Raw genomic sequence first — 24,264 nt, 5'->3', positions numbered from 1 at the left:
AGCGTGGCGTCTGGCGCCACGCGCTTTTATTTGATGATTTTCCAGATAAGCGGATTAGTGCCTAATACCTTCTCATCCCTGCCGCACTGCAATAACACGCCTTCTGCTTTGACCACCGCACCTTCAGAATAACTGCGGTTCTCATAGGTACAGCACTGCATGCAATTGCTCTGACGATTGTTTTGCCCTTGTGTCCAAGCTTCTGGCGGCAGATCCACCACCACATCGGTATTGCCCATACGATTGTTTTCCGGCTGGCGGTTGGCCAGCGCCGAGGTGCTGCATAACAGCAATCCGCCCAGCAACATCATTGCATAACGCATCACTCTGTCTCCTTGGTTTTGCGACGAGCCGTTTTCGGTTTGGCTTTCTTTTTGGCCCCAGGCGCTGTCAATCCGCGAAAGGCCTGTAACGACGGTCGCTGGCGTGCTTCACCAATCAGCCCAATCAAGGTGCTGACCAGCGGCTGCATAAACTCATCATAGCGACAAGACTTCTCGCTAATCCGGGTAAGCGTCGATTCCCATTGCGCCGTCATATCGGGCCGGGCGGCCATTTCTGGCAGTGCATGGATCAACGCCCTGCCCGCATCCGTTGAATGAATATAACGGCCTTTTTTCACCAGGAAAGTGCGGCGAAACAGCAATTCGATAATGCCCGCACGCGTCGCTTCCGTACCTAAACCATCGGTTGCACGCAGCACTTTCTTTAATTCTTTATCCTGCACAAAGCGGGCGATGCCGGTCATCGCAGACAACAGCGTCGCATCGGTAAACGGACGCGGCGGTTGCGTCTGCTTCGCCAGCACTTCGCCGCGCTCGCACAGCAGCTCATCACCCTTAGCGACGACCGGCAGCGGCGTGCCATCGTTCTCCTCGTCACGCTCTTTGCTGCCGAGCAGCGCACGCCAGCCGGCTTCGGCCAGAAAACGCGCTTTGGCGATAAATTTTCCGCCGCCGATATCAAGATCAATAACGCATTTGCGGAACACCGCATCCGGGCAAAACTGCATTAAATACTGGCGGGCGATCAATCCGTAAATATTGGCCTCATTTTCGGTCAGACTAACCTTACTGGCGCGCGCAGTGGGAATGATGGCATGGTGCGCATCGACCTTTTTGTCGTCCCAGCAGCGGTTCTTCTGATCGGGATTGAAATCCGCTGGCGGTGACAGATTGGGCTGATGCGCCTGAATGGCGTTCAGCACCGCATGGCGTCCGGCAAAGTGCTCATCGGGCAGATAGCGGCTATCGGAACGCGGGTAGGTGATCAACTTATGGGTTTCATACAGCCGCTGACAGCAATCCAGTACGTTCTGCGCGCTGAGGCCAAAGCGCTTACCGGCTTCGATCTGCAGTCCAGAAAGCGAAAATGGCAGCGGTGCGGTATCGGATTCACGTTTGTCGTTATATCCGGTGACCAGCGCCGGCTTACCATTAATGCGCTCAAGCACGTGATCCGCCAGCGGACGATGCAGCAAACGCCCCTCTTCATCCTGCCACGGCTCGCAAGCATCGCTTGGCACCCATGTTGCGACAAAACGCTCGTCTTTTGGCGTGACGATGTGCGCTTTAACTTCGAAATAGTCCTTAGGGATAAAGTTTTCGATCTCTTCATCGCGGCGCACCACTAAACCCAGCACCGGCGTCTGCACGCGGCCAACCGACAGCACGCCGTCGTAACCGGCGTTACGGCCCAGCAAGGTAAAGGCGCGCGTCATGTTGATGCCGTACAGCCAGTCGGCGCGCGCACGCGCTAACGCAGACACACACAGCGGAATGAATTCGCGGTTCTCACGTAAGCGCCCAACCGCACGTTCAACCGCCGAAGGATTAAGATCGTTAATCAGGCAGCGCTGCACCGCTTTACGTTTCTCTGGTGCGAGCTGCAGGTAATCCAGCACTTCATCCACCAGCAGTTGACCTTCACGATCGGGGTCACCCGCATGCACCACCATGCTGGCTTGTTGCAGCAGGCCTTCAATCACTTTCAACTGCTTCGCTACGGATGGACGTGGCTGCAAGCGCCATTTTTCCGGAATAATCGGTAAATCAGCCAGATTCCAGCGCGCATAGCGGCTGTCATAAATGTCGGGCTGCGCCTGCTCCAGCAGGTGCCCAACACACCAGGTCACAACCTGGTCATTCCCGCAGGCAATATAGCCGTCTCCGCGTCGATGCGGTTTTGGCAACACGTCGGCAATCGCACGCGCTAAGCTGGGTTTTTCGGCAATAAACAAACGCATGGATGGCGTCGTTCCTTAACGTCAGGTAACTACGGTAATCAGTGGACGATCGGCTCTAGCGGCAAACAGTTCGCCAATCGACGTTGCTTGCACGCCTGCTGCAGAGGCGCAGCGCTGGAATGCCTCAATGGCGCTGGGTTGAACCGCCACCAGCAGACCACCGGAGGTTTGTGGATCGCACAGCAACGCGCGGGTGGCATCATCTAAGGGTGAAACCTGCTCGCCATAGCTGGCGAAGTTGCGGCTGGTGCCACCGGGCACCGCTCCCGCAGCGATATAGTCATCGACGCCCGCCAGGCGCGGTACCTGCGCTGCAATCACTTCGGCACGCAATCCTGAACCCTGGCAGATTTCACTTAAATGGCCGAGCAAGCCAAAACCGGTGACATCGGTCATCGCGCTGATGCCCGCCAGTTTGGCGAACTCCGCTCCGGCTTTATTCAGCTGGCACATCACATCGGCAGCCAGCGAACGGTGTTCAGGCCGCAGCAGGCCTTTTTTCTCCGCGGTAGTGAGAATGCCAATGCCTAATGGTTTGGTGAGGAAAAGCTGACAACCGGCCTGCGCCGCGCTGTTCTTTTTCACCCGCGCCACATCGACGATACCGGTTACGGCCAGGCCGAAGATCGGCTCTGGCGCATCAATCGAATGGCCGCCCGCCAGGGCGATTCCCGCCGCCTGACAAGCGGCACGCCCGCCCTCGACCACCTGCTGCGCCACTTCCGGACTCAGTAGATTCACCGGCCAGCCTAATATAGCGATCGCCATGATGGGTTTCCCGCCCATGGCGTAGATATCGCTGATGGCGTTAGTGGCGGCGATACGACCAAAGGTAAAAGGATCGTCGACGATCGGCATAAAGAAGTCGGTGGTGCTTACCACCGCAGTACCGTTGCCGAGATCGTAGACTGCAGCATCATCACGCGTTTCATTGCCAACCAGCAGTTGCGGATCGTGAAACGGGCTGAGCTCACTGCGCAGAATGGTTTCCAACACCTGCGGCGAAATCTTGCACCCACAACCCGCACCGTGGCTGTATTGCGTTAAACGAACAGGTTCACTCATGGCGACTTCCTTATGCGATGAACAGAAGGCGCTATGTTAGCCTGGCTGTCAGTTGGGAGTAAGTGTTGCACGACCTAACCTCGATCTTTCGCACAGGCTCTGTGCAATCTTTGCAACGGCGCCTAACCTGCCGCAAAAGTCCAGCATTGTCTGTCAGAAATAACTGACAAACTGCGCGGTGTCCGGCGCAACCACGGTGGTGTTGGCTTTCAACTGCGGCGTGCCGAGATAGAGGAAACCGACAATCGCATCTTGCTCGCGGCAGCCAAAGGCTTCGCGCACGGACGGATGATCGGTCCACGGACCGCTGCGCCAGATGCCATTAAAACCTTGCGCCACGGCGGCCATCTGCATCGCCATCACTGCACAGCTGGCAGACGCCAGTTGCTCCCACTGCGGCACTTTGGCGTTCTCTTCACAATGCGCCACCACGGTGATGATCATCGGCGCGCGATAAGGCGCGGAGGCTGCTTTGTCAATCGCCTTCTGCTCAAGATTGCTGTCACGCGCGGCCTGTTCCAGCAAGTTAGCAAAGCGCTCGCGCCCCTCATTTTCGACAATAATGAAACGCCATGGCTGCAGCGTACCGTGATCGGGGGCGCGCATCGCGGCGTGCAGAATATTTTGCAACGCTTCACCTGCCGGAGCCGGTTCTGCCAGACGAGACGCCGAGCGGCGATTAACTAATAAATCCAATGCATCCATTATTCTTCTCCCGTGAATAAAAAGCGTGGGCTAATCCTGGCACAGCACGATCTTTTGTAACAGTCTGGCGCGATTTCCTGCTGACTTTTCGCACGCCGCTCTTTAGGATGAACCCGACATCGGGGCAGACCGCGTGCTGGCTGCCCTGCTACGTGAATATGGAGAGTTTATGCGCACTTTGTGGCGAATTATTTCCGGTCTGTTCCGCTGGACCTGGCGGGTACTGAATTTTATTCGGGAATTTATTCTTAATTTATTTCTTATTGTTTTGATCCTGGCGGGCGTCGGGATTTGGCTGCAGGTTTCCAGTTCCAACAACAGTGAGCCTGTACAGCAAGGCGCATTGAAAATCGATCTGAGTGGAGTGCTGGTCGATAAACCTTCCGTCAGCAATCGTCTAAGTCGTATCAGCCGTCAACTGTTAGGCGCAAATAGCGATCGCCTGCAGGAGAATTCCCTGTTCGATGTCGTCGATGCGATCCGCCAGGCAAAAACCGATAAAAACATCACTGGCATCGTGCTGGAGCTGCGTGACTTTGCCGGTGGCGATCAACCTTCGCTGCAATATGTGGGTAAAGCACTGCGCGAATTCCGTGACGCCGGCAAACCTATTTATGCAGTCGGCGACAGTTACAGCCAGGCGCAATACTACATCGCCAGTTACGCCAACAAGGTGTATCTCTCACCTCAGGGCACGGTTGATCTACACGGTTTCGCCACCAACGGCCTGTACTACAAGACTTTGCTGGAAAAGCTGAAAGTTAATTCGCATGTATTCCGTGTAGGCACTTATAAGTCTGCGGTTGAGCCGTTCCTGCGTGACGATATGTCACCGGAAGCGCGCGACGCTGATGGGCGCTGGATTGGCCAGCTGTGGCAGAATTACCTGAATACTGTGGCAGCCAATCGTCAAATTACACCAGAACAGCTGTTCCCAGGTGCAGCCGGCATCATTAGCGGCTTGCAAGCGGTGCAAGGTGATACCGCGAAATATGCGCTGAATAATAAATTGGTGGATGTACTGGATACGCGTGCAGCCGCCGATCAGGAACTGGTGAAAACCTTCGGCTGGGATAAGGCGAATAACGATTACCGTAGCGTGAGTATCTACGATTACACCGTTAAACAGCCGCCGCAGAGCCAGGATGGCAATATCGCCGTGATCCTCGCCAGCGGTGCGATTATGGACGGTGAAGAGAGTGCCGGAAACGTCGGCGGTGATACCACGGCGTCGCAAATCCGCGATGCGCGCCTGGATGCTAAAATCAAAGCCATTGTGTTGCGTGTCAACAGCCCTGGCGGCAGCGTCACGGCATCGGAAGCGATTCGTGAAGAGCTGGCGGCAGCCCACGATGCGGGTAAACCGGTGGTCGTCTCAATGGGTGGCATGGCGGCTTCCGGCGGTTACTGGATTTCAACGCCTGCCGATTACATCGTGGCGGCACCCAGCACGCTGACCGGTTCCATCGGTATCTTTGGCGTGATTAACACCGTTGAAAACAGCCTGAGTTCGGTGGGTGTGCATACTGACGGCGTTGCCACATCACCGCTGGCGGACGTCGCCACCACCAAAGCACTGCCAACTGAAGTGCAGCAGCTGATGCAGCTGACCATTGAGAACGGCTATCGTAATTTCGTTGGCCTGGTGGCGGCCTCGCGTCACAAAACGCCTGAGGAGATCAATGCGATTGCGCAGGGTCACGTCTGGACCGGTAGCGATGCGAAAGCCAATGGTTTGGTCGATGCGTTGGGAGACTTTGATGATGCCGTGGCGAAAGCTGCTGAGCTGGCGAAAGTCGCTAAGCCGGAGTTGAGCTGGTATCAGGACGATCCGGGCATGATCGATCTGCTGCTGAATCAGATGAACGCGTCGGTTCAGTCGGTGTTGCCGGCTGCGCTGAAAGTCTGGCTGCCTGCGCCAATGCTGGACGTAATGAGCGCAATGAAACAGCAACCTGGCTTACTGAATAACCTCAACGATCCGCAAAATCGCTACGCTTTCTGCCTGAACTGCGGCAACGTACGCTAATCTTTACAGCCCGGCCGCTGGTCGGGCTGCTTTTCGTTCGCAATCCCCTTATACTGCGCGTTTTACGGCAAGTCTGAGTTCCTTCATGCAAAAGAAAAATATCTACGTAGCCTACACCGGCGGCACCATCGGGATGCAGCGCTCTGCGCAGGGCTACATTCCGGTATCGGGTCATCTGCAACAGCAGCTGGCAAACATGCCCGAATTCCATCGGCCTGAAATGCCGGATTTCACCATCCATGAATATCAGCCGCTGATGGACTCCTCGGACATGACGCCGCAGGATTGGCAATCGATTGCGAACGATATTAAGCAAAACTACGATCGCTACGATGGCTTTGTGATTTTGCATGGTACCGACACCATGGCTTTCACCGCTTCGGCGCTCTCCTTTATGCTGGAGAACCTCGCTAAGCCGGTGATTGTCACCGGCTCGCAAATTCCCCTGGCAGAATTGCGTTCTGATGGGCAGCAAAACCTGCTGAACTCGCTGTATGTGGCGGCCAATTATCCGATCAGTGAAGTTGCCCTGTTTTTCAACAACACGCTATTCCGCGGCAACCGTACCACTAAGGCACATGCTGACGGCTTTAATGCCTTCGCATCGCCAAACCTTGCGCCTTTGCTGGAAGCGGGTATTCATATCCGCCGGTTAAATACCCCGCCCGCACCGCAAGGTCATGGCGAGCTGATTGTGCATCCGATTACGCCACAGCCGATTGGCGTGGTGACGATTTATCCGGGTATTTCTGCCGACGTGGTGGGTAATTTCCTGCGTCAGCCGGTGAAAGCCTTGATCCTGCGCTCTTACGGCGTTGGCAACGCGCCGCAAAATGCCGAGTTCCTTTCGGAACTGCAACAGGCCAGCGATCGCGGCATCGTGGTGGTGAATCTGACACAGTGTATGTCCGGCAAAGTGAATATGGGCGGCTATGCCACCGGCAATGCGCTTGAGCATGCGGGCGTGATCAGCGGCTTTGATCTCACCGTTGAGGCCACATTAACCAAACTGCATTTTTTATTGAGTCAGAACCTTACCAGCGCGGAAATTCGTGCCAAAATGCAGCAGAATTTACGCGGCGAACTGACCGAAGATTGATACGGAGCGAAACCAATGAAGCGGGCATTGATAATCATCGATATTCAGAACGATTTTTGCCCCGGCGGCCCAATGGCGGTGCGTGAGGGTGACCAAACGGTTGCCGTCGCCAATCGATTTGCGCGTGAGTTTCACGATCGGGGTGAATGTGTGGTGGCATTGCAAGACTGGCATCCAGCCAATCACGGCAGCTTCGCCTCGATCTCCGGCGAGCCGGTCTACACGCTCGGCGAATTAAACGGTTTAGCGCAGATCTGGTGGCCCGATCACGGTATTGAGAATTCTGTCGGGGCGGATTTTCATCCCGATCTCGATCGCTCTCTGATTGATGCCGTGTTTCATAAAGGGGGCGATGTTGAGGTGGATAGCTACAGCGCCTTCTTCGATAACGGCCATCGACGCAAGACAGAACTCGACAGTTGGCTGCGCGAGCGCGGCATTAGCGATTTAGTGATGCTGGGTATTGCGACCGATTACTGCGTCAAATACAGCGTGCTGGATGCGCTGGAGTTAGGTTACAACGTGGAGGTGGTTAAAGAGGGCTGCCGCGGTGTGAACCTGAATCCGGATGACAGTGAAATTGCTTTCGCTCAGATGGAAGCACAAGGTGCGGTATTAATCTGAAAATAAGGGGCTGGTGAGAACCAGCCCTTTTGATTTTTAGTGCAGGTTGATGCGCGTGACGTCGGGCTCAATGCCAAACTCTTCTTTCAGCTGTTTCTTCGATTTCATCACCATATCCCCACCTTTGCTAATGGTCATATGTTGCGGATCGTCATTGTGGCGAGCCTGCCACAACATCACCAGCTGCAGACAATTCTCTTTCTGCTCTGGCGTCAGCGCGACGCCATCTGGCCATTTGCCGATTTCAACCGCCGTGGAGAGCCGCTCGTACACTTCCGGCGTCATCGCCTCCAGCATCGCTTCCAGTTCCTGTTTCATGCTTAGCCCTCTTGCTGATTGCCCTGCTCATCAGTGAAGTTTAGCGAGGCGGAGTTCACGCAGTAGCGCTCGCCGCTCGGTTGTGGGCCATCCGGGAACACATGTCCCAAATGCGCATCACAGTTGCCACAGCGAATCTCAACCCGTTGCATGCCGTGTGAATCATCTTCCAGATAGCGGATAGCGTCGTCACTGAAGGGCTGATAGAAACTTGGCCAGCCACAGCCTGAATCGTATTTGGTTTCGGAGAGAAACAGCGGCGAATTACAAACTAAGCAGTGGTAAATCCCTTCCTGCTTGTTGTGCAGCAAGGCGCCCGAGAAAGGGGGCTCCGTTCCACGATGCTGAGTGACATAGCGCTGCATTTCGGAAAGCTGCGCAATTTTTGCGTCGGGTGCGGTGTCTTTAGCCATTTTGAGTTCCGGAGTGTCATTCTGAAAAAATCGACTAGTATTCTAACAAACGTACAACATCTATCGGGTCTTTTTTCGTGCTAACGCCTCCGACATCTGTTCCACAGCACGATTTTGTGATGGCGATCACCCTTTGCAAAAGTCATCCCTTTTCAGCCCGCATTCGGCGTAACATAGGCGCGCAATAAGGGTGCTGCGTAAGCGATTGCGCAACGAATTATTCCTGGTGTTGGAATTGACCTGTCGCAACAATTGACACGATTCCGCTTGACGCCTGGTAAGGTTTTTGTAATTTTACAGCCAACCTTTTATTCACTAACAAATAGCTGGTGGAATATATGACTATCAAAGTAGGTATTAACGGTTTTGGCCGTATCGGTCGCATCGTTTTCCGTGCTGCGCAGCAGCGTTCTGACATCGAAATCGTCGCGATCAACGATCTGCTCGACGCCGATTACATGGCATACATGCTGAAGTATGACTCTACTCACGGTCGTTTTGACGGCACTGTAGAAGTGAAAGACGGTGCACTGATTGTTAACGGTAAGAAAATCCGTGTTACCGCTGAGAAAGACCCGGCTAACCTGAAGTGGGACGAAGTGGGTGTTGACGTTGTTGCTGAAGCGACCGGTATCTTCCTGACCGACGAAACTGCACGTAAACACATCACTGCTGGCGCGAAGAAAGTGGTTCTGACTGGTCCATCTAAAGACAGCACCCCGATGTTCGTACGTGGCGCTAACTTTGACAAATATGCTGGCCAGGACATCGTTTCTAACGCGTCTTGCACCACTAACTGCCTGGCTCCACTGGCTAAAGTTATCAACGACAACTTCGGTATCGTTGAAGGTCTGATGACCACCGTTCACGCAACCACCGCGACGCAGAAAACCGTTGATGGCCCGTCTCACAAAGACTGGCGCGGCGGCCGTGGCGCAGCGCAGAACATCATCCCATCTTCTACCGGTGCAGCTAAAGCAGTTGGCGTTGTTCTGCCAGAGCTGAACGGCAAACTGACCGGTATGGCGTTCCGCGTTCCTACTCCAAACGTGTCTGTTGTTGACCTGACTGTTCGCCTGGAAAAACCAGCGACCTACAAAGAAATTTGTGCAGTGATTAAAGCTGAGTCAGAAGGCAAAATGAAAGGCGTTCTGGGCTACATTGAAGACGACGTGGTTTCTACCGACTTCAACGGCGAAACCCTGACTTCAGTATTCGATGCTAAAGCAGGTATCGCTCTGAATGACAACTTCGTGAAACTGGTTTCCTGGTATGATAACGAAACTGGCTACTCACATAAAGTTCTCGATCTGATTGCACTGGTTGCTTCTAAGTAAGCTAACCGGCTAAACGGACAAGGGGTGACTTCGGTCGCCCCTTTTTTTCGACTGGATAAAAGAGAAGGTCTGACCATGCAAGATACGCTTTATACCCTTCCGGTAGTGAATCAAATCACCCCTTATCTGTCACAGCGTCAGCAGAGTGATTTGCCGATTGTGGTAATCAGCCATCCTAAAGTGCGTGCGGCGATTGCCCTGCAAGGTGCGCATCTGCTTTCGTGGCAGCCTAGCGGCCAAAAACCGGTGATTTGGCTCAGTGAAAAGACCCCATTTACTACAGGTAAAGCAATCCGCGGGGGCGTACCTATTTGCTGGCCGTGGTTTGGTCCGGCAGGTGAACCGGCGCACGGTTTTGCACGCAATATGCCGTGGACGCTGACCGCCCATGACGAAAACGAAGATGCGGTAATGCTGACTTTTACGCTGGAAAGCAACGCACAAACCAAAAAGCTCTGGCCGCACGATTTCACCCTGCTTGCTCGCTTCCGGATTGCTGAGCATTGTGAAATTGAGCTGGAAGCTTACGGCGACTATGAAGCCACCGCAGCGCTGCACAGCTACTTCCAGATTGCGGATATCTCTCAGGTCGAAGTGAGCGGATTAGGTAACAGTTTTATCGATAAGGTTAACGATAATGCTGTTGGCGCATCCGACGGCAAGCAGACCTATCCCAACCGCGTGGATCGTATTCACACCGCAGCGGATGACTGCAGCGTGATTCACGATAAAGCGGGCAAACGCCAGATTGAAGTCTATCACCACTATCAGAGTGACGTTGTCACGTGGAATCCAGGTCCGGAGTTATCATGCAGTATGGGGGACATGCCAAATGAAGGCTATAAAACTATGGTGTGCGTGGAAACGGCGCGCATTAGCAAGCCGTTAAAAAGCGCGGGTGAATCCCCTGCGCGTTTGGGCACCACGATTCGTATCGTTAATAAGTAATAAGATGCGGCGCCGTTGCGCCGCTAAACCACATCTAACGCAGTTTTAGATTGAGGCGCAGGAAACGCCCGATCAATGATGCTCAGCTCTTCATTAGTCAGATTGATGCTTAGCGCGGCCGCGTTTTGCTGCACATGTGAAACGCTGCTGGCTTTAGGAATGGCCAAAACGCCTTGCTGACGGATCACCCAGGCCAATAGCACTTGCGCCACGCTGATGCCCTTCTGTTGTGCAATCTGTTTAAGATGCGCATCGTTAAACAGCGCCTGTCGCAGTCGTCCAGCCTGCGCTAACGGGCAATAGGCCATAATCGGCATCTCGCGCTGCTGACACTGTGGCAACAAATCGTACTCGATCCCGCGGGACGCTAAGTGGTACAGCACCTGATTGGTTAAACAGGATTTGCCGCCGGGCTCTTGCCACAGTTCCAGCATATCGTCATGGTCAAAGTTCGAGACGCCCCAATAGCGGATTTTGCCTTGCTGCTGCAAGGATCCCATCGCACGAATGGTTTCTTCTAAAGGGACATTGCCGCGCCAGTGCAGCAGGTAGAGATCGAGGTAATCGGTTTGCAGACGGCGCAGACTGCGCTCGCAGGCCTCGATAGCATCGACTTCACCGGCATTCCAGGGATACACCTTCGATACCAGCCAGGCTTGATCGCGACGGCCGCGTAACGCTTCGCCGACCACCTCTTCGGCAGCGCCTTCCGCATACATTTCCGCCGTGTCGATAACCTTAAGTCCAAGATCTAAACCCGCCTGCAGTGCGCCCACTTCCTGGCTGCGCAGCGCTGCATTCTCACCCATATACCAGGTTCCCTGGCCAATAGCGGGTAAAGCTGATTCACCGTGAAATTGGATAGTCTTCATCACTCCTCCTGTTGCGCTGATATGGGGCTCTGAATTGGTGCAATGTAAGAAAAACGCCTCATTACGAGGCGTTTATTTAATCGTTAGAAGCTGTAACTGATGCCGGTCCAGAGTGTGAACTGGCCACTCTTATCGACCATCGGGCTGTCTTTAATTTCGCTGTCGAAGCGCGTGTAGCGACCTGACAAGCTGGCGTTCCAGCTTTCGCTGATTTGGTAGCTGGCATTCATCTCGACATACGGCGACCAGCTGTCGTCTGGATGATACTCAGCGATGCCGGTTCGCGCACTTTCATGGGATGAAACACCGTAGTAATAACGGTTTTGATTGGCGCTGTTCCACATGGCACCAATGCCCGGCGTCAGGCTGAATGCGCCGAAATCAAAGCGATATAGATAGGTGAGATCCCAGATTAACCCATTGCTGTTATTGAGCACATCACCCAGCAGAGCGGTGCGCACGATACCCCAATCGGCAACGTGGCGATAGTTGGCGCCAGCCATCAGCGTCATACGGCGCTTATCCAGCGCTTTCATGTCACCCAAATCGTTGTCTTTCGGATCGTACTGCTGCGGCGATCCCAGCACCGTCAGCGACAGCTGATTCTGCGGGTCTTTCCACAGGTAATAGCCGCCTTGCAGGCTACGGAACCAGAAGTTTTCACCTTCATAATTAATCACCGGAATCGGCAGATAGCGGTCTTGTCCGCCCCGATAAGGTGACTGCGCATAAATCACCGAAGCGCCAAGAGATAAGGGTTCTGCATGAGTGCCGAACGCCGCAAAATAACAAGGAATAGCCAGAGTAAGCGCTTTAAGTTTGAATTGGTTCACAATTTATTCAGTCCATTAATATAACAATCACACGCAGAGTCTAACCAAAATTTTGCTATCGGTTAACGTTTAATGATGCTCTCTAACCAGCATAGCGAAATATTCTCAATGGCTTCATCGCTCTCACGGCTTAGGTTGATTGCCTCAGTGCTTATGAGACTTTGTTATTGATATATCGCCGAATAAGGAGAAAAGTGGCTGCAGGTTTTCTGAATGCCTTCTACAGTTAAATGTAAGACGAGACTTTTTTGTACGAGCAGAGTAACCATAAGAATTGTGTATCCCGATAAAAAAACGTCAGGTTGGCATAAGGGTTGCTGTACTCAATAAAGAATATCTTCCGGGAGCTGCTACAAACTTTTATTACGCTCCTTTACCTGTGCTAAAAACGAAAGGACGGGCATCGCTATGAATATATTCGATCACTATCGTCAGCGTTATGAAGCTGCCAAGGACGAAGAGTTCTCATTGCAGGAATTCCTCGCCATCTGTAAACAGGATCGCAGTGCATACGCCAACGCTGCCGAGCGACTATTAATGGCCATCGGTGAGCCGGTGATGGTTGACACTGCGCAAGAGCCTCGCCTTTCCCGAATCTTTTCCAACCGCGTCATGGGACGCTACCCGGCCTTCGAAGAGTTTTACGGTATGGAGGAAGCGATTGAGCAAATCGTCTCCTACCTGAAACACGCCGCGCAGGGTTTGGAAGAGAAGAAACAGATCCTTTACTTACTGGGCCCGGTGGGTGGCGGTAAATCCTCATTGGCCGAGCGCCTGAAAGCGCTGATGCAGCGTGTGCCGATCTATGTGCTGAGCGCCGACGGCGAGCGCAGCCCGGTAAACGATCATCCGCTCTGCCTGTTTAACCCGCAGGAAGACGCCAATATTCTGGAAAAAGAGTATGGCGTGCCACGGCGTTATCTGGGCACCATCATGTCGCCCTGGGCGGCGAAACGCCTGCATGAGTTTGGCGGCGATATCACCCGCTTCAAAGTGGTGAAAGTGTGGCCGTCGATTCTGGAGCAGGTAGCGATTGCCAAAACAGAACCGGGCGATGAGAACAACCAGGATATTTCTGCGTTGGTCGGTAAAGTGGATATCCGCAAGCTGGAAAATCACGCGCAAAATGATCCTGATGCTTACGGCTATTCAGGTGCACTTTGCCGCGCGAATCAGGGCGTGATGGAATTCGTGGAGATGTTTAAAGCACCGATTAAAGTGCTACATCCACTGCTGACCGCCACGCAGGAAGGTAACTACAACGGTACCGAAGGGATCTCTGCCCTGCCGTTCAACGGCATCATTCTGGCGCACTCCAACGAATCAGAATGGGTCACCTTCCGTAATAACAAAAACAATGAGGCATTCCTTGACCGTGTTTACATCGTCAAAGTGCCTTACTGCCTACGCGTTTCCGAAGAGATTAAGATCTATAACAAACTGTTGGATCACAGTGAGTTGACCACGGCGCCATGCGCGCCGGGCACGCTGGAAACCCTGGCCCGCTTCTCGATCCTATCGCGTTTGAAAGAGCCGGAAAACTCCAGCATCTACTCGAAAATGCGCGTTTATGATGGCGAAAGTCTGAAAGATACCGATCCAAAAGCCAAATCCTGGCAGGAGTATCACGATTACGCGGGCGTTGATGAGGGCATGAACGGTCTTTCAACCCGCTTCGCGTTTAAAATCCTGTCGCGCGTGTTCAACTTTGACCATGCTGAAGTGGCGGCCAACCCGGTGCATCTGTTCTACGTGCTGGAGCAGCAAATTGAGCGCGAGCAGTTCCCTCAGGATCAAGCCGAGAAGTATCTGGAGCACCTGAAAGGCTATTTGATTCCAAAATACGCCGAATTTATCGGTAAAGAGATTCAGACCGCGTATCTGGAGTCCTACTCTGAATACGGTCAAAACATCTTTGATCGCTACGTTACCTACGCTGATTTCTGGATTCAGGATCAAGAGTACCGCGATCCTGACACCGGACAGCTGTTTGACCGCGAATCGCTGAACGCCGAGCTGGAAAAGATCGAGAAACCTGCCGGGATCAGTAACCCGAAAGATTTCCGTAACGAGATTGTCAACTTTGTGCTGCGTGCCCGTGCGCAGAATAGCGGACGCAATCCGAACTGGACCAGCTACGAAAAACTGCGCACGGTCATCGAGAAGAAAATGTTCTCGAACACCGAAGAGTTGCTGCCGGTGATTTCGTTCAATACCAAAACCTCAACGGACGAGCAGAAAAAACACGATGATTTTGTCGATCGCATGATGGAAAAAGGCTATACCCGCAAGCAAGTACGCCTGCTGTGCGAGTGGTATCTGCGCGTGCGTAAATCTTCATAATCGTTATCTGTAAGCGTCGCGGTGCTTCGGTGCTGCAACAGGAGGCCGGGTTTTCCCGGCCTAAGCTTGCAATGCAGTTTGGGGGATTTTTATGGCCTATTTTATCGATCGGCGTCTCAACGGTAAGAACAAAAGCGCCGTCAATCGGCAGCGCTTTCTGCGCCGTTATAAGTCGCAAATCAAGCAATCGATCTCCGAGGCCATCAACAAGCGTTCGGTGACCGATGTCGAGAGCGGTGAATCGGTCTCGATTCCAATTGACGATATCAACGAACCGAGCTTCCATCAGGGCCGCGGCGGCAGTCGCCATCGCGTGCATCCTGGGAATGACCATTTCGTGCAAAACGATCGCATTGAACGTCCGCAAGGTGGCGGCGGCAGCGGCGGTAGCGGCCAGGGCAACGCCAGTCAGGATGGTGAAGGCCAGGACGAATTCAGCTTCCAGATATCTAAAGATGAATATCTCGATCTTCTGTTCGAAGATTTGGCGTTGCCGAACCTGCGCAAGAATCAGCATCGGCAGTTAAACGAGTACAAAACCCATCGCGCGGGCTACACCTCAAACGGTACGCCGGCTAATATCAGCGTGGTGCGCTCGCTGCAGAACTCGCTGGCTCGTCGTACGGCGATGACGGCGGGTAAACGGCGCATGTTAAACGAACTGGAAGCTACGCTATCCGAAGTGGAAACCAGCGAACCGGCGCAGTTACTGGAAGAGGAGCGTTTACGTAAAGAGATCGCTGAGTTGCGCGCGCGCATCGACCGCGTGCCGTTTATCGATACCTTTGACCTGCGCTACAAAAACTTCGAGAAGCGACCAGAACCTTCAAGCCAGGCCGTGATGTTCTGCCTGATGGACGTGTCTGGTTCGATGGATCAAGCCACCAAAGATATGGCGAAGCGTTTCTACATTCTGCTGTATCTGTTCCTGAGCCGTACCTACAAGAACGTCGACGTGGTGTACATCCGGCATCACACTCAGGCGAAAGAGGTCGACGAACAGGAGTTCTTCTACTCGCAGGAAACGGGCGGCACCATTGTTTCCAGTGCACTGAAGTTAATGGATGAGGTGGTTAAAGAGCGTTATGACCCGTCACAGTGGAACATCTATGCGGCGCAAGCGTCGGATGGGGATAACTGGGCCGATGATTCACCACTCTGCCACGAGATCTTAGCCAAACATATTCTGCCGGTTGTGCGTTATTACAGCTATATCGAGATCACGCGTCGCGCGCACCAGACCTTATGGCGCGAGTATGAACATCTGCAGGCAATGTTTGATAACTTCGCAATCCAACATATTCGCGAGCCAGAAGACATCTATCCGGTATTTAGAGAACTTTTCCACAAACAGGCTGCAGAAGCCTAAGTTTATAAGCCGGTCACTGACCGGCTTTTTCTTTGCAGCAGCCCCGCTCACTTCGCGCCATTTCCTGTTGTTTTTTCATACAAATTTAGCTGTATATGGGATGCGGCCCCACAGAATGAAAAAATGTGCAATTAAGCGCTGACAAGCTATTGATAAGGCATTATCTTTCCACCTTGTCTGTGTGAATCGCCCGCAGTTTGTCTTTTTTGCCCCACCGCAGGAGAACGCCGTTGAATACCAGCATGATTTACAGTTTGTTCATTATTGGGTCCGTGCTGGTAGCAGCAAGTATTTTGCTCAGTTCCTTTTCATCACGCCTTGGCATTCCGATTCTGGTGATCTTCCTCGCTCTCGGCATGTTGGCCGGGATTGATGGTATCGGTGGCATCGCCTTTGACAACTATCCCGTCGCCTATCTGGTCTCCAACCTCGCTTTAGCCATCATCTTGCTTGATGGCGGGATGCGCACCAAAGCGTCTTCGCTAAAGGTGGCGCTCGGCCCGGCATTATCGCTGGCGACGGTTGGCGTGATGATCACCGCAGGGTTAACCGGCGTTGCCGCTGCCTGGCTGTTTAAGCTCGATCTGATGCAGGGCTTTCTGATTGGCGCGATTATCGGTTCTACCGATGCCGCCGCCGTATTTTCGCTGCTGGGTGATAAAGGCCTCAATGAACGTGTCAGCTCCACGCTGGAGATTGAATCCGGCAGCAACGATCCGATGGCGGTGTTTCTCACCATCACGCTGATCGACATGATTCAGCAAGGCCAGTCCCGCCTGAGCTGGATGTTTGTGGTGCATCTGGTGCAGCAGTTTGGTCTTGGCATCGTATTGGGCCTGGGCGGCGGCTGGGCGCTGCAGCAGTTGATTAACCGTATTAATCTGGCGCAGGGTTTATATCCGCTGCTGGCGGTGAGTGGCGGCATCATCGTGTTTGCGCTCACCACCGTGATGGAAGGCAGCGGCATTCTGGCGGTTTATCTTTGCGGCTTCCTGCTGGGCAACAGCCCGATTCGCAACCGCCACGGTATTTTGCAAACTTTTGATGGTATGGCATGGCTGAGCCAAATCGGCATGTTCATTGTGCTGGGCTTGCTGGTGACACCCTCCGATTTGTGGCACATCGCGGTGCCGGCGATGATTCTGTCGCTGTGGTTGATTCTGGTAGCGCGCCCGCTGTCGATTCTGGTTGGTCTGTTACCTTTCAAAGGCTTCACCGGACGCGAACGTATCTTCATCAGTTGGGTGGGCTTACGTGGCGCAGTGCCGATCATCCTCGCCGTATTTCCGATGATGGCCGGACTGGAGAACGCCAAGCTCTACTTCAACATCGCTTTCTTTGTAGTGTTGGTGTCGTTGATGCTGCAAGGTACCTCGCTGGGCTATGCCGCCAAACGCGCCAAAGTGGTGGTGCCACCAACCGCCTCGCCGATTAGCCGGGTTGGGCTGGATATCCATCCGGAGAATCCGTGGGAACAATTTATTTATCAGCTGAGCGCCGACAAATGGTGCGTCGGCGCAGCGCTGCGTGATTTGCAGATGCCGCGCGAAACCCGCATCGCCGCCCTGTTCCGCGATAACGCGTTAATGCATCCCAACGGCAATACGCGCCTGAAAGAAGGCGATGTGCTGTGTGTGATTGGCCGTGAACGTGATCTCCCCGCCTTGGGTAAAATGTTCAGCCAATCGCCGCCGGTATCGCTGGATCAACGCTTCTTCGGCGACTTTATTCTGGATGCCGAGGCGCGCCTGCGCGACGTGGCGCAAATTTACGGCCTGGAGTTAGATGAACAGACCAACGATCAGCAGTCGCTAGGACAGCTGGTAATGAGTTTGCTCGGCAGCACGCCAGTGGTGGGCGATCAGGTCGAATGGAAGCAGTTAACCTGGACGGTGGCAGAGAAAGAAGATAACCAGATTGTGAAGGTCGGTGTGCGCGTCAGCGAAGACAAGGATTAATCCGAGGCTTTATCGCTCGTAAACTGCGTGTGAACGACTATGCTCACTATTCAACCCAGCAAATACGGGAGAATGTAATGGGACGCGTGGTGAAGATTGGTCAATATGAAATCGTTGATGCAGAGTTCAATAGTGACAATGGCGACACTGTCAGTATTCCCTGCCATACCAATCCCGGCCTGAGTGACCAACTCGACGGCTGGGATGTGGATACCAGTGTACCGGCATGGATTGATGAAGAGGCTGTCGATCTGCAAATCGGACACTATGACAAGCAGCAGGACCTGTGGGTATTAAAAAAACCCGCCTGATTGGCTGGCTCCGCCATTGATGTGAATGGCGGTCATTCCGAAAAGCTGTCTTAAAATGAAGCGTAATATGCGCGACTAATTAACCTTTAACCATACATTTCAATTAAATAGCCAATTATTTCTTTAGTCATTTATTTCCTTTTCAGACTATTTCCATATTAACTCTGTCAAATAACTCCTGCATACTCTTAAACGTTGCTGCAGCTTTTCGTGACGTGCATCACGTCTCAAACGGTCCTTTCCTTGCAGCGCTTATGGCAGCACTGACTTATATCTCGCTGAAAGAATTATTCTTTCCATTTTTCAGCGGACCACTCCTGAGCGCGTACTTGATTCTGGTCAGGCCATCTTTTACTTAAGAAAAGAGAGCAGGTTTTATGGCAAGTACTTTGATAATGAATGATGCAACCCGCTCGTGGAGCGGACTGCGCAAAAACCTCATCGCAAAAGTCGCACTTAGTTTCTCGGATTTAATTGCATTAAATCTGGCATTGTTTTTATCTGCCGCCACCGTTCAAGGTATTTGGGGCGAACTGGATACCTTTATTCCGCCCCAGCAGATTGAATACCGGTTTATTGCCCAATTTAGCCTTTCTATTCTTTGCACCGCCTGGTTCTGGGTGCGTATGCGTCACTACACTTATCGCAAGCCGTTTTGGTTTGAACTGAAAGAAGTGATTAAAACCCTGTTCGTCTTCTCTCTGCTTGATCTGGCGTTGATTGCCTTTTCAAAATGGGACTTCTCGCGCATGGTTTGGGTATTTAGCTGGACTTACGCTCTGCTGCTGCTGCCGCTGATGCGTGCCGTGGTAAAACGCGCCATCAACCGCGCAGGTCAGTGGCAGAAGGAAACCATCATCATTGGTTCCGGTAAAAATGCCATGGAAGCTTATGCGGCGCTGCAGAGCGAGGAGATCCTCGGTTATAACGTGCAGGCGTTTATCTCGCTGGATGATGACCAACAGCATGAGAAGGTTAATGGCGTTCCGGTGATCACCTGGAAAGACATCAACTGGCAAACCATGGACCGTGACAACACGCAATTTATCGTCGCCACCGAATTTGAGCAGCAAGTGGTGCGCGATAAATGGCTGAAGTTCCTGTCCAAAATGAAGTGCCGTTCAATCTCCGTGATCCCAACGCTGCGCGGCGTGCCGCTGTATGGCACCGATATGTCATTCATCTTCAGCCATGAAGTGATGATTTTGCGCGTCAGCAACAACCTGGCGAAACGCTCTTCGCGCTTCCTGAAACGCACCTTCGATATCGTGGTGGCATCCATGCTGCTGCTGTTCCTCGGACCGGTATTTGGACTGCTGTGTGCGATGGTGAAACGTGACGGCGGCAATGCGATTTATGGTCATGAACGCGTTGGGCAAGATGGCGTGAAGTTTAAGTGCCTGAAGTTCCGCTCAATGGTGACCAACTCGCAGGAAGTGCTGCAAAATTTGCTGGCGACCAGCGAGGAAGCGCGTGCCGAATGGGACCGTGATTTCAAACTGAAAAACGATCCGCGTGTGACCAAAATTGGTAACTTCCTGCGCAAAACCAGCCTTGATGAGCTGCCACAGTTGTGGAATGTCATTCGTGGCGAAATGAGTCTGGTCGGTCCGCGTCCGGTGATTGAAGCAGAACTGGAGCGTTATGCCGGTGATGTGGATTACTACCTGATGGCGAAACCGGGCATGACCGGCTTGTGGCAGGTCAGCGGACGTAACGACATCGACTACGATACGCGCGTCTACTTCGATTCCTGGTACGTGAAAAACTGGGCGTTATGGACTGACATTGCAATTCTGTTCAAAACCGCTGGCGTAGTGGTTCGTCGCGACGGCGCTTACTAATACCCTCGAGGCGGTGCCTGTGCACTTCGGCAGGCATCGCTTTTATTATCCCTTTCTTTTTCCCCTAAGAGTCATTACCCTTCCGGATTGTTTAACAGGTCGTCCGGTTCGTAATGCAAAAATTCACCTTAATACTTCTTAGCCTGGTGCTGCTGGCGCCGCTTGGCATTGATCTTTACCTCCCGACATTGCCGCAAATCGCCGAAGGTCTTAACAGCCCGGTGAGCCTCATCCAAATCACGATTCCTCTGTTTTTATTGGTGATGGGCATTGGCCAATTGATCACCGGTCCGCTGGTGGATAATTTTGGTCGTAAGCCGCTCGCGTTAATTGGTCTTGCGCTTTACATCATTGGCAGCGCGATTGCCGCCACGAGCACGCTGTGGCCGGTGTTCTTTCTCGCCCGCATCATTCAGGGTTGCGCGGTGTGCTGCACGGCGGTGGTGGCCTTCAGCGGCGTGCGTGACCGTCTCAGTGGCGAGGATGCCGCACGCGCTTACGGCTTTCTCAATGGTGCGCTGAATATCGTTCCCGCGCTGGCGCCACTGCTGGGTGGGATCCTCGCCGAAGCCTACGGCTGGCGGATGCCGTTCTGGTTCCTGTGCGGCTATGCGGTGGTGATCGGCTTGATCGTCCTGCTGTGGCTGCCCGAAACGCGCCCGGCGGACACCTTACGCGTTAAAGGTTTACCGCTGGCGCAGTATGCTGCCATCGCCCGTGAACCGCGCTTTCTCGCCTTTGCCTTTGCCAATGCCGGCGCGCTGGGCATGGTGCTGACCTATGTGTCTCTGGCGCCACACGTGCTGATGACCGAAGGCGGCCTGACGCCGTTGCAATTCTCTTTCGCCTTTGGCGCCAACGGGTTTTGGATCATGCTGGTTAGCGCGTTCGTAAACAAAACCATTCGCAAAGCGGGACGCCCGTTCTGCCTGGCGATGGGTTTCGCCACCATGTTGATCGGCGCAATTCTTCTGATGATGGGCACCACGCTGTTACCGGCGGCGTGGCAAAACCATTGGGCGCTGTACATGATTCCCGTGGCGGTTTCCGTTGCTGGCCTGGCGTTCACGGTCGGTCCCGCCACCAGCTACGCGCTGGAGCCATATCAGCAGCAAGCGGGCGTGGCCTCAGCACTGCAGGGATTTATTCAGATGGCGTGTGGTGCGGGCGGCAGCATGGCAATCGTGGCATTGCCCGTTGCGGAGAAGTCGTCACTGGCATTGATGATGCTGCTGGGTGCAGCGCTGGCACTGACCGCCTGGCGCTGCAGTAAGAAAATGCACGGTCGCGTGACCGCGCTTAAATAACCTCAACCGGAACGCGTGGCGCGAGCGCACACATCAGCTCGTAGCCCACCGTTCCGGCGGCTTTTGCCACCTCATCGATCTTCACCTGATTGCCCCACAGCTCCACCTTTGAACCGATGCCGGCCTGCGGGCAAGGTTCTAAATCGATCATCATCATGTCCATGGAGATGGCGCCCAGCGTTTGCGTGCGTATGCCATCCACGCTGACTGGCGTGCCGGTGGGCGCATGACGCGGATAACCGTCGGCGTAACCACAGGCGACAATGCCGATACGCTGGGTGCCGCTGGCGTGATAGCGATAACCGTAACCCACGCCGTCACCGGCATTCAGCTGCTGCACGCCAATGATTTCGCTGGTGAGCGTCATCACCGGCTGCAATCCGGTGCTGGCGATATCCTGCCAGTCGCCGCTCGGTGACGCGCCATAGAGAATAATGCCGGGACGCACCCAGTCAAAATGCGCTTCAGGATGCCACAGCGTAGCCGCAGAGTTAGACAGGGAACGCGGACAATCGAGCCCTTCCGCCGCCAGTTCGACGCGCTTCATCGGCTCAACAACTCCTTGCGGATTTTCTGCATCAGCGAAGTGCGCCATCAGCGTCATTGCACCGACGTTCGGCAGAGCGCGCAGTTTTTGCCACGCCGCATGAGCCTGCTCAGGACGGAAACCAAGCCGGTTCATGCCGCTGTTGATTTTGAGGTACACATCGACCGGTGCCGACAGCTGCGCTTTTGCCAGCGCCTGAATCTGCCAGTTGCTGTGCACGCTGGTGGTGAGGCGGTAACGATCGATTAGCGCTAAATCCTCGGCATGAAAGAAACCTTCCAGCAGCAGGATCGGTTTTTTCCAGCCCTGCTCACGCAGCAGGATCGCCTCTTCCATATTCAGCAGCGCGAAACCATCGGTTTCTGCCAGGCTTTGCCACACGCGAGCCACACCGTGACCATACGCATTGGCTTTTACCACCGACCAGACGCGTGATTGCGGGGCCGCCCGGCGAACAACGGCCAGATTATGACGCAGTGCCTGTTGATTGATGGTGGCACCGGTTGGACGTGACATGCTTTTACTCTCCCTGAGGTCTCAGCGCGCCGCGCTGGCGTTACGCAGTGGCGAAGAATGTGGCTCAAAACCTGGCAGGTAGCGCAGCACTGACAAATCATCTGCGGCAATCGCCGGTTTCTGACCGGAAATTAAATCAGCCAGAAGCTGACCGGAACCACAAGCCATCGTCCATCCCAGCGTACCGTGACCGGTATTGAGATAGAGATTGGAGAGCGGCGTGCGCCCGACAATCGGCGTACCGTCTGGCGTCATTGGACGCAGTCCGGTCCAGAACGTGGCCTGTTCGACAAAACCGCCTTCAGGATAGAGATCGCGGACCACCATCTCCAGCGTTTCGCGTCGTGCCGGCAACAGTTTGGTGTTAAAACCAACAATTTCTGCCATGCCGCCCACGCGAATGCGATCGTCAAAGCGCGTTACCGCCACTTTGTAGGTTTCATCGAGGATGGTGGAAACCGGTGCGGCGTCGGCATTCTTGATTGGAATCGTCAGCGAATAGCCTTTCAACGGGTAAACCGGGATGGCGAGAATGTCTTTCAGCAGCGCGGTTGAATAGGAACCGAATGCCACCACGTAAGCATCGGCTTTGATCACTTCATCGCCACACTTCACGCCATAAATGCGATTGCCCTCACGCAACAACTGATCAACCGAGGTGTTGTAGCGGAAGGTTACGCCCGCCGCTGCTGCCATCGCAGCCAGACGTTGGGTGAACAGTTGGCAGTCGCCGGTTTCGTCGTTAGGAAGACGCAAACCGCCGGTGAGTTTATGCGCCGTTGCCGCCAGCGCAGGTTCGACATTTTTGAGCTGATGCGCTTCCAGCAACTCATAGGGCACGCCCGCATCGCGCAGCACGGCGATATCTTTGCTGGCACTTTCGAACTGTTGCTGAGTGCGGAACAGCTGCAGCGTGCCGCCCTGCCGACCTTCATAGGCAATGCCGGTGCTGGCGCGCAGCGTTTTCAGGCAGTCGCGGCTGTACTCCGCGATGCGCACCATGCGGCTCTTATTCTCTTGATAGTGCTGCATGTCGCAGTTTCGCAGCATATTCCACATCCATTCCAGCTGGAATTTGCTGCCATCAAGACGTACCGCCAGCGGCGCGTGACGCTGGAACATCCATTTGACCGCTTTCAGCGGAACGCCCGGCGCCGCCCAGGGCGCAGCATAGCCCGGTGAAATCTGTCCCGCATTACCGGCGCTGGTCTCCAGCGCGGCGGCAGGTTGACGATCGATAACCGTGACCTCATGTCCGGCCTGCGCCAGATACCATGCGCTCGCTACCCCAACCACACCACTACCAAGAATCACTACGCGCATAAGCCCCTCGTCGCAGCAAAAGAATAATTAACTATTAACCCAGCCCAACACAGCATAACCCGACCGCTATTGAAATCTTACATTCGACCGACTTATTTCACATGTTTTTTACCTGACTGCACACTGAAATCATGCAACAGCGGCAAAATCAGGATTTTTTATGCCTTAAATCCCTTAATCAGCAATTTATTATGCGGAGGGCAGCGGTTTTGACTTTTTTCAGGAGAAAGCGCCGCAGTCATACAATCCACTTATAAA

General features: G+C 53.8%; 21 protein-coding genes. 11 read left to right on the top strand and 10 right to left on the bottom strand.

The genetic code is table 11. The features are described 5' to 3' along the window. Window positions 1-26: 26 nt before the first annotated feature. From KVT28_RS01570 to KVT28_RS01555, 4 genes are all read right to left on the bottom strand, one after another. On the bottom strand, window positions 27-323 hold the full coding sequence (locus KVT28_RS01570) for a YnjH family protein (protein WP_137386880.1): 297 nt from the start codon (window positions 321-323) through the stop codon (window positions 27-29). Continuing rightward, window positions 323-2,245, bottom strand: a complete 1,923-nt coding sequence (locus tag KVT28_RS01565) for a DNA topoisomerase III (protein ID WP_217546481.1) — start codon at window positions 2,243-2,245, stop codon at window positions 323-325. Before KVT28_RS01565 ends, KVT28_RS01570 begins: the two co-directional genes overlap by 1 nt. 21 nt (window positions 2,246-2,266) lie before the next feature. Continuing rightward, window positions 2,267-3,310 (bottom strand): selenide, water dikinase SelD, encoded by a 1,044-nt coding sequence (gene selD, locus KVT28_RS01560; protein WP_217546479.1) that lies wholly within the window; start codon window positions 3,308-3,310, stop codon window positions 2,267-2,269. A 153-nt stretch (window positions 3,311-3,463) separates the two neighbouring features. Beyond that, a complete protein-coding gene (locus KVT28_RS01555; protein ID WP_110866269.1) occupies window positions 3,464-4,015 on the bottom strand; it encodes an NAD(P)H nitroreductase in 552 nt (183 codons plus the stop codon). A gap of 169 nt (window positions 4,016-4,184) precedes the next feature. On the opposite strand from KVT28_RS01555, the gene sppA reads away from it, so the two are divergent. The 3 genes from sppA (at window position 4,185) to pncA (ending at window position 7,767) form a co-directional block, all read left to right on the top strand. Continuing rightward, window positions 4,185-6,044, top strand: a complete 1,860-nt coding sequence (sppA, locus tag KVT28_RS01550; protein ID WP_101764220.1) for a signal peptide peptidase SppA — start codon at window positions 4,185-4,187, stop codon at window positions 6,042-6,044. An 85-nt stretch (window positions 6,045-6,129) separates the two neighbouring features. Beyond that, window positions 6,130-7,143, top strand: coding sequence for an asparaginase (gene ansA, locus KVT28_RS01545; protein WP_101764219.1), 1,014 nt, complete (start codon window positions 6,130-6,132; stop codon window positions 7,141-7,143). 15 nt (window positions 7,144-7,158) lie between these two features. Then, entirely contained in the window at window positions 7,159-7,767 is a 609-nt protein-coding gene (gene pncA / locus KVT28_RS01540) for a bifunctional nicotinamidase/pyrazinamidase (RefSeq protein ID WP_101764218.1), read from the top strand. A gap of 36 nt (window positions 7,768-7,803) precedes the next feature. Here the strand turns inward: pncA and KVT28_RS01535 are convergent, their stop codons facing one another. Beyond that, window positions 7,804-8,085, bottom strand: coding sequence for a YeaC family protein (locus KVT28_RS01535; protein ID WP_101764217.1), 282 nt, complete (start codon window positions 8,083-8,085; stop codon window positions 7,804-7,806). Window positions 8,086-8,087: 2 nt separating this feature from the next. After that, window positions 8,088-8,498 (bottom strand): peptide-methionine (R)-S-oxide reductase MsrB, encoded by a 411-nt coding sequence (msrB, locus tag KVT28_RS01530; RefSeq protein ID WP_101764216.1) that lies wholly within the window; start codon window positions 8,496-8,498, stop codon window positions 8,088-8,090. A 338-nt stretch (window positions 8,499-8,836) separates the two neighbouring features. Between msrB and gapA the strand changes: the two genes are divergently transcribed. Then, on the top strand, window positions 8,837-9,835 hold the full coding sequence (gene gapA / locus KVT28_RS01525; RefSeq protein ID WP_007889697.1) for a glyceraldehyde-3-phosphate dehydrogenase: 999 nt from the start codon (window positions 8,837-8,839) through the stop codon (window positions 9,833-9,835). Between the two features lie 75 nt (window positions 9,836-9,910). Beyond that, window positions 9,911-10,783 carry a D-hexose-6-phosphate mutarotase gene (locus KVT28_RS01520; protein ID WP_101764215.1) on the top strand — a complete coding sequence of 291 codons (873 nt, stop codon included), beginning with the start codon at window positions 9,911-9,913 and terminating at the stop codon, window positions 10,781-10,783. 23 nt (window positions 10,784-10,806) lie between these two features. On the opposite strand, the gene KVT28_RS01515 is transcribed toward KVT28_RS01520, so the two are convergent. Then, window positions 10,807-11,658, bottom strand: a complete 852-nt coding sequence (locus tag KVT28_RS01515; protein ID WP_276308742.1) for an aldo/keto reductase — start codon at window positions 11,656-11,658, stop codon at window positions 10,807-10,809. A gap of 80 nt (window positions 11,659-11,738) precedes the next feature. Continuing rightward, window positions 11,739-12,488, bottom strand: coding sequence for a MipA/OmpV family protein (locus KVT28_RS01510; RefSeq protein ID WP_101764213.1), 750 nt, complete (start codon window positions 12,486-12,488; stop codon window positions 11,739-11,741). Window positions 12,489-12,896: 408 nt separating this feature from the next. On the opposite strand from KVT28_RS01510, the gene yeaG reads away from it, so the two are divergent. From yeaG to KVT28_RS01480, 6 genes are all read left to right on the top strand, one after another. After that, window positions 12,897-14,831, top strand: coding sequence for a protein kinase YeaG (gene yeaG / locus KVT28_RS01505; RefSeq protein ID WP_008110364.1), 1,935 nt, complete (start codon window positions 12,897-12,899; stop codon window positions 14,829-14,831). Window positions 14,832-14,922: 91 nt separating this feature from the next. Beyond that, complete coding sequence (locus KVT28_RS01500; RefSeq protein ID WP_137385905.1) at window positions 14,923-16,200, top strand: YeaH/YhbH family protein; 1,278 nt, start codon at window positions 14,923-14,925, stop codon at window positions 16,198-16,200. Between the two features lie 230 nt (window positions 16,201-16,430). Continuing rightward, window positions 16,431-18,158: a potassium/proton antiporter gene (locus tag KVT28_RS01495; RefSeq protein WP_217546477.1), complete on the top strand. Its 1,728-nt coding sequence runs from the start codon at window positions 16,431-16,433 to the stop codon at window positions 18,156-18,158. Between the two features lie 77 nt (window positions 18,159-18,235). Next, the gene (locus KVT28_RS01490) at window positions 18,236-18,469 is read left to right on the top strand and encodes a DUF1480 family protein (protein ID WP_110866277.1); all 234 of its coding nucleotides are present in this window, start codon (window positions 18,236-18,238) and stop codon (window positions 18,467-18,469) included. Window positions 18,470-18,846: 377 nt separating this feature from the next. Further along, window positions 18,847-20,313, top strand: coding sequence for an undecaprenyl-phosphate galactose phosphotransferase WbaP (wbaP, locus tag KVT28_RS01485; protein ID WP_008110368.1), 1,467 nt, complete (start codon window positions 18,847-18,849; stop codon window positions 20,311-20,313). A 113-nt stretch (window positions 20,314-20,426) separates the two neighbouring features. Next, window positions 20,427-21,620, top strand: coding sequence for a multidrug effflux MFS transporter (locus tag KVT28_RS01480; protein ID WP_101764208.1), 1,194 nt, complete (start codon window positions 20,427-20,429; stop codon window positions 21,618-21,620). Here KVT28_RS01480 and dadX read toward each other — a convergent pair. Further along, window positions 21,613-22,683, bottom strand: coding sequence for a catabolic alanine racemase DadX (gene dadX / locus KVT28_RS01475; RefSeq protein ID WP_192234048.1), 1,071 nt, complete (start codon window positions 22,681-22,683; stop codon window positions 21,613-21,615). The two genes, KVT28_RS01480 and dadX, sit on opposite strands and share 8 nt — an antisense overlap. 21 nt (window positions 22,684-22,704) lie before the next feature. Continuing rightward, entirely contained in the window at window positions 22,705-24,006 is a 1,302-nt protein-coding gene (locus KVT28_RS01470) for a D-amino acid dehydrogenase (protein ID WP_101764206.1), read from the bottom strand. Window positions 24,007-24,264 lie beyond the last annotated feature (258 nt).

Origin of the sequence: Pantoea sp. GbtcB22 (genome assembly GCF_019091025.1) — a bacterium.
GTDB classification, from domain to species: Bacteria; Pseudomonadota; Gammaproteobacteria; order Enterobacterales; family Enterobacteriaceae; genus Pantoea; species Pantoea leporis.
The sequence above is the reverse complement of the archived record's forward strand: the minus strand, read 5'-3'. Positions and strand labels throughout refer to the sequence as shown.

What these genes read in the sequence shown, in the direction of transcription:
- KVT28_RS01570 (WP_137386880.1), bottom strand. Translation starts at nt 323, where the DNA reads ATGCGTTATGCAATGATGTTGCTGGGCGGATTGCTGTTATGCAGCACC.
- KVT28_RS01565 (WP_217546481.1), bottom strand. Translation starts at nt 2,245, where the DNA reads ATGCGTTTGTTTATTGCCGAAAAACCCAGCTTAGCGCGTGCGATTGCC.
- selD (WP_217546479.1), bottom strand. Translation starts at nt 3,310, where the DNA reads ATGAGTGAACCTGTTCGTTTAACGCAATACAGCCACGGTGCGGGTTGT.
- KVT28_RS01555 (WP_110866269.1), bottom strand. Translation starts at nt 4,015, where the DNA reads ATGGATGCATTGGATTTATTAGTTAATCGCCGCTCGGCGTCTCGTCTG.
- sppA (WP_101764220.1), top strand. Translation starts at nt 4,185, where the DNA reads ATGCGCACTTTGTGGCGAATTATTTCCGGTCTGTTCCGCTGGACCTGG.
- ansA (WP_101764219.1), top strand. Translation starts at nt 6,130, where the DNA reads ATGCAAAAGAAAAATATCTACGTAGCCTACACCGGCGGCACCATCGGG.
- pncA (WP_101764218.1), top strand. Translation starts at nt 7,159, where the DNA reads ATGAAGCGGGCATTGATAATCATCGATATTCAGAACGATTTTTGCCCC.
- KVT28_RS01535 (WP_101764217.1), bottom strand. Translation starts at nt 8,085, where the DNA reads ATGAAACAGGAACTGGAAGCGATGCTGGAGGCGATGACGCCGGAAGTG.
- msrB (WP_101764216.1), bottom strand. Translation starts at nt 8,498, where the DNA reads ATGGCTAAAGACACCGCACCCGACGCAAAAATTGCGCAGCTTTCCGAA.
- gapA (WP_007889697.1), top strand. Translation starts at nt 8,837, where the DNA reads ATGACTATCAAAGTAGGTATTAACGGTTTTGGCCGTATCGGTCGCATC.
- KVT28_RS01520 (WP_101764215.1), top strand. Translation starts at nt 9,911, where the DNA reads ATGCAAGATACGCTTTATACCCTTCCGGTAGTGAATCAAATCACCCCT.
- yeaG (WP_008110364.1), top strand. Translation starts at nt 12,897, where the DNA reads ATGAATATATTCGATCACTATCGTCAGCGTTATGAAGCTGCCAAGGAC.
- KVT28_RS01500 (WP_137385905.1), top strand. Translation starts at nt 14,923, where the DNA reads ATGGCCTATTTTATCGATCGGCGTCTCAACGGTAAGAACAAAAGCGCC.
- KVT28_RS01490 (WP_110866277.1), top strand. Translation starts at nt 18,236, where the DNA reads ATGGGACGCGTGGTGAAGATTGGTCAATATGAAATCGTTGATGCAGAG.
- wbaP (WP_008110368.1), top strand. Translation starts at nt 18,847, where the DNA reads ATGGCAAGTACTTTGATAATGAATGATGCAACCCGCTCGTGGAGCGGA.
- KVT28_RS01480 (WP_101764208.1), top strand. Translation starts at nt 20,427, where the DNA reads ATGCAAAAATTCACCTTAATACTTCTTAGCCTGGTGCTGCTGGCGCCG.
- dadX (WP_192234048.1), bottom strand. Translation starts at nt 22,683, where the DNA reads ATGTCACGTCCAACCGGTGCCACCATCAATCAACAGGCACTGCGTCAT.
- KVT28_RS01470 (WP_101764206.1), bottom strand. Translation starts at nt 24,006, where the DNA reads ATGCGCGTAGTGATTCTTGGTAGTGGTGTGGTTGGGGTAGCGAGCGCA.